Here is a 3,891-nt window from a genome sequence, read left to right as displayed (position 1 = left end):
GCATGAAAATACATGTATAATCGGACTCTGCGAATTAATCAGCGCTTCCTTAAATGTCTGATTACCATACAAGCCTCATCATCTGCTTCGCAGAAGCCGCCTCTTCGAGGCGGATCCATCCCCTGCCCTTTGGGCTGCCCCCTTCTCTAAGGGGGCACGCTTTTGACGGTAATCTTAATAAAGGTAAACGTTCAATGTGAGATAATCCTAACCATGCAGGCCCATAAAAGTGCCTTCCTTTCAGGCCAGACGACCCGCGCCAGAGGCGCTGGATCTCAACTCTCAAATCTCAAATCTCTCCCATCACCACAGGAAGAAGATCAGCACCGATTCCAGCACCACGAAGAGGATGGTGGCGCCGTACATCATATAGATTGCCTGTTTGATGTGGTCCGCCTTCAGGGGAGTATCGGGATCTCCCATGTACTCCCGGAATTCCGGTTTTCCTTCGTAGTAGTTATAACCGCCAAGCCGCACGTGCATGGCGCCGGCCACGGTGGCTTCAGCGTAGCCCCCATTGGGAGACGGATGCTTCGGCGCATCCCGGAGGCCGATTTTCTTTGCGTTTTTCCAGTCCAGCTTCAGGATGGCCGCAGAGGCTACGAAGAGGAGGAAGGTAATGCGGGCGGGGATGTAGTTCAATACATCATCCAGGCGGGCTGCGAAGCGGCCGAAGTACAGGTACCGGTCGTTTTTGTAGCCCAGCATGGAGTCCATGGTATTTCCTGCGCGGTACACCATGGCCCCCACCGGCCCGAAGAGGAGAAACCAGAAAAGCGGCGAAATGATGCCATCCGTCGTATTTTCCGCAATGGTTTCCACAGTGCCCCGAGCGATGTCGCTTTCATCCAGATTCTCCGTATCCCGGCCCACGATCCAGCTCAGCCGTTTCCGGGCGGCCACGATGTCCCCTGCCTTCAGAAGGTGGTAGATTTCCATGCCGTCCCGGCAAAGGGCCCTGGGGGTGATGGTGAAATACAGGATCACCGCTCCCATGGCTGCGTAAAAGAGGATGCCCCCTTTCACGGAAAGCCATACGAGGAGCCCCGTAATGAGCCCCACCGTCAGGAGCACCAGCAGCACCGTCACCATGCCCCGGAGGAACATGTTGCCGTTGGAGGTCTTCGGCTCCGGATAGAGCTTATTCTCGTAGAAGGAAATGAGCTTCCCTATGAGCACCACCGGATGCCAGTCGCTCCGAGGGTCCCCGTAGATGGTATCGATAACCAGCGCCGCAATGGGGATCAGTGCGTAAAAGGAAGAATACAGTAAGCCGTCCAATTATTCATTCTCCAGAATCTTATAGAACGCATCCATGTCGAAATGGCTTCTGACGGTCTTTGCGAGCCGGTCAAATTCGGACTCCTTGTATTCCCGGTACTTGAACTGTACCGGCAGGTCTTTGAGTCCCTTCCGGCGGCGGAGAGCGTTGATCACTGCCCGGCGGAGGTCGTCGTTATCGAAGAGTCCATGGCAGTAAGTGCCGAAGACATTCCGTTTTTCATTGATATAGCCATCCCGGAGGTCCACTTTGTTTTCGCTTCTCTGGACAATGTGGAACAGGGACTGTGCCGGTTTCGTAAGGGTGGTCTCACCCATGTGGATTTCGTAGCCCCGAAGTCCTTTGCCGGAGAATTTCATGCCCAGGAAGGGCAGGTCGTCGCAGTCGAAGGTGACCTGGTACGTATTCTTCTTGCCGTGCATGGAAGTGGTATAAGGCAGAAGGCCGAGACCATCCACTTCATCATTCGTACTTTCCACATGGAGCGGATCGCATACCTTTTCGCCCAGCATCTGGAAACCGCCGCAGATACCGATGACCGGTACCCCTTTGGCTGCCATTTCCTGGATTTCCCTGGCGTATCCCTGCCGCTTCAGGTAGAGCAGGTCTTCCGTGGTGTTCTTGCTGCCGGGGAGAAGAATGAGGTCCGGATCCCCGATCATGTCCCCCTGCTGCACGAACCGCACGTTCACGTCCGGTTCATGGTTCAGGGCATCAAAGTCCGTGAAGTTGGAAATCTTCGGTGTCTGCATGACGGCGATGTGGATATCCCGCATCACATGATCGCTGGGCAGGTCCTGGAGGGAAACGGAGTCCTCATCGTCGATACCCAGCTTATCCAGGTACGGAATGACCCCGAGCACCGGGATTCCCGTCTTTTCTTTCAGGAACGTAAGAGCCGGTTCCAGAAGGGAAATATCGCCCCGGAACTTGTTGATTACAAGGCCCTTCACAAGAGCCCGTTCTTCCGGTTCCAAAAGTTCCAGTGTCCCCACGATGGAAGCCAGGGCGCCGCCCCGGTCGATATCGGCGATAAGGAATACCGGAGAATGGCATTCCTTTGCAATCCGCATGTTCACGATATCATTCTTTTTGAGGTTCACTTCCGCCGGGCTGCCGGCCCCTTCGATGACGAGAGCATCGAAATGGGTTTCCATGTAGTCCAGGCTCTGCTTCACCGTATCCCAGGCCCGCTGGCTGTAGCTGTTCTGGTATTCAGAAGCGCTGTAATTGCCTACGGACTGGCCGAGGAGAATGACCTGGGAGCAGGAATTGCCGGTGGGCTTCAGGAGCACCGGATTCATCTGCACAATAGGAAGGGTCCCCGCAGCTTCCGCCTGGGCTACTGTGGACCGGCCGATTTCACCGCCCGACAGGGTGACGTAGGAATTCAGCGCCATATTCTGGGCCTTGAAGGGGGCCGTCTTGTAGCCATCCTGGGAAAGGATCCGGCAGAATGCGGTGGTGAGGATACTCTTGCCTACATGGGAACTGGTTCCCTGAAACATTACGCGCTTAGCAATCTTTGTCATTATAGCTCCACTCCTCTTTCTTTGAGCTCCATGGTGATTCCTGCAATGGAAAGATAGACCTTGTCTGCCCTTTTGGCAACGTACTGGTTTGCCAGGCCCACAAGATCCCTGTATGCACGGCTCATGGCATTGGCCGGGACGATACCCATGCCCAGTTCATCGGAAACGAAAATGATTTCCTTGCCACTGGCCTTTTCAATATTGTCAAACATAAGGTCCAGATCCTTCTCGAGACTGGTCTGGAGAGTCGTGAGGTCCGATACCCCCAAAGTCTCCACGGTGATTCCCTTCATGTGGTCCATGAGGATGTTATTCACATACATGGTAATGCAGTCGAAAAGAATGGAATCCGCCTCGGAAAGGATGGCTTCCATGGAATTTCCTGCCTCATGCATAACCTCGAAGGTCTTCCAGTCCGCCGGGCGCCGCTGCCTGTGAAGGATGACCCGGTACCGCATCTCATCATCCAGAATCTGGGACGTGGCGATGTATCCCTTCCTTTTCCCTGTGGAATGATACATCAGCTTCTCTGCGAATTCACTCTTGCCACTTCTGGCTCCGCCAAGAACAAGAAATATCTTATTTTTCATGCCCTTTCATCACCTTCATTTCTAATGGTTTCTGGCAATACTACCTTTAAATAATAACATAATCAGCATGTGAGTGCCATAAGGAATGGACCCCGGTGCGGGGAGTATCATATGAAAAAGTGCCGTGCGGACGGGTGGGGCTTTTAGCTGTTAGCTGCTGGCTGTCAGGAAAGCCCAACGGCCTGCGGCGCTATCCGGCTGGCCCCCGTCCGCACCGACAGGGCCTTGAGCCTTCAGCCTTGAGCTTTGAGCTGGACAGGCCCTTCGGGCCGGATATCGTAGGATAGGACGACATGCGAACGGGCGGGGCTTTTAGCTGTTAGCTGCTGGCATTTAGGAAAGCTCAACGGCCTGCGGCGCTTCCTACCGATAATCGGTCTGCGGCTCTGCCGTACTATCTGACACTACCCATTCCCCGGTCGGCCGGGCCCTGAAAGGAAGGCGCTTTAATGTGCAGTAAAAGTGTGCGGGTCCTGCATAGGACCTG

Annotated in this window: 3 protein-coding genes; all 3 read right to left on the bottom strand. The window is 54.5% G+C overall.

Annotated elements, in window-relative coordinates:
- Nucleotides 1-303: 303 nt before the first annotated feature.
- Genes cbiB through cobU form a run of 3 tightly spaced genes read right to left on the bottom strand, consistent with a single transcriptional unit; the run spans nt 304 to nt 3,404 of the window.
- A complete protein-coding gene (gene cbiB / locus QZR21_RS08495; protein WP_296100135.1) occupies nt 304-1,281 on the bottom strand; it encodes an adenosylcobinamide-phosphate synthase CbiB in 978 nt (325 codons plus the stop codon).
- Nucleotides 1,282-2,805: a cobyric acid synthase gene (locus QZR21_RS08490; RefSeq protein WP_296100137.1), complete on the bottom strand. Its 1,524-nt coding sequence runs from the start codon at nt 2,803-2,805 to the stop codon at nt 1,282-1,284.
- Between the two features lie 8 nt (nt 2,806-2,813).
- Nucleotides 2,814-3,404: a bifunctional adenosylcobinamide kinase/adenosylcobinamide-phosphate guanylyltransferase gene (gene cobU, locus QZR21_RS08485; protein WP_296100132.1), complete on the bottom strand. Its 591-nt coding sequence runs from the start codon at nt 3,402-3,404 to the stop codon at nt 2,814-2,816.
- Between the last annotated feature and the right edge of the window lie 487 nt (nt 3,405-3,891).

Source organism: uncultured Dialister sp. (assembly GCF_900541605.1).
Classification (GTDB): Bacteria; Bacillota; Negativicutes; order Veillonellales; family Dialisteraceae; genus Dialister.
This window is presented reverse-complemented; position numbering and strand designations above follow the sequence as displayed.

Coding starts and splice junctions, on each gene's coding strand:
- cobU (WP_296100132.1), bottom strand. CDS start 3,404: ATGAAAAATAAGATATTTCTTGTTCTTGGCGGAGCCAGAAGTGGCAAG.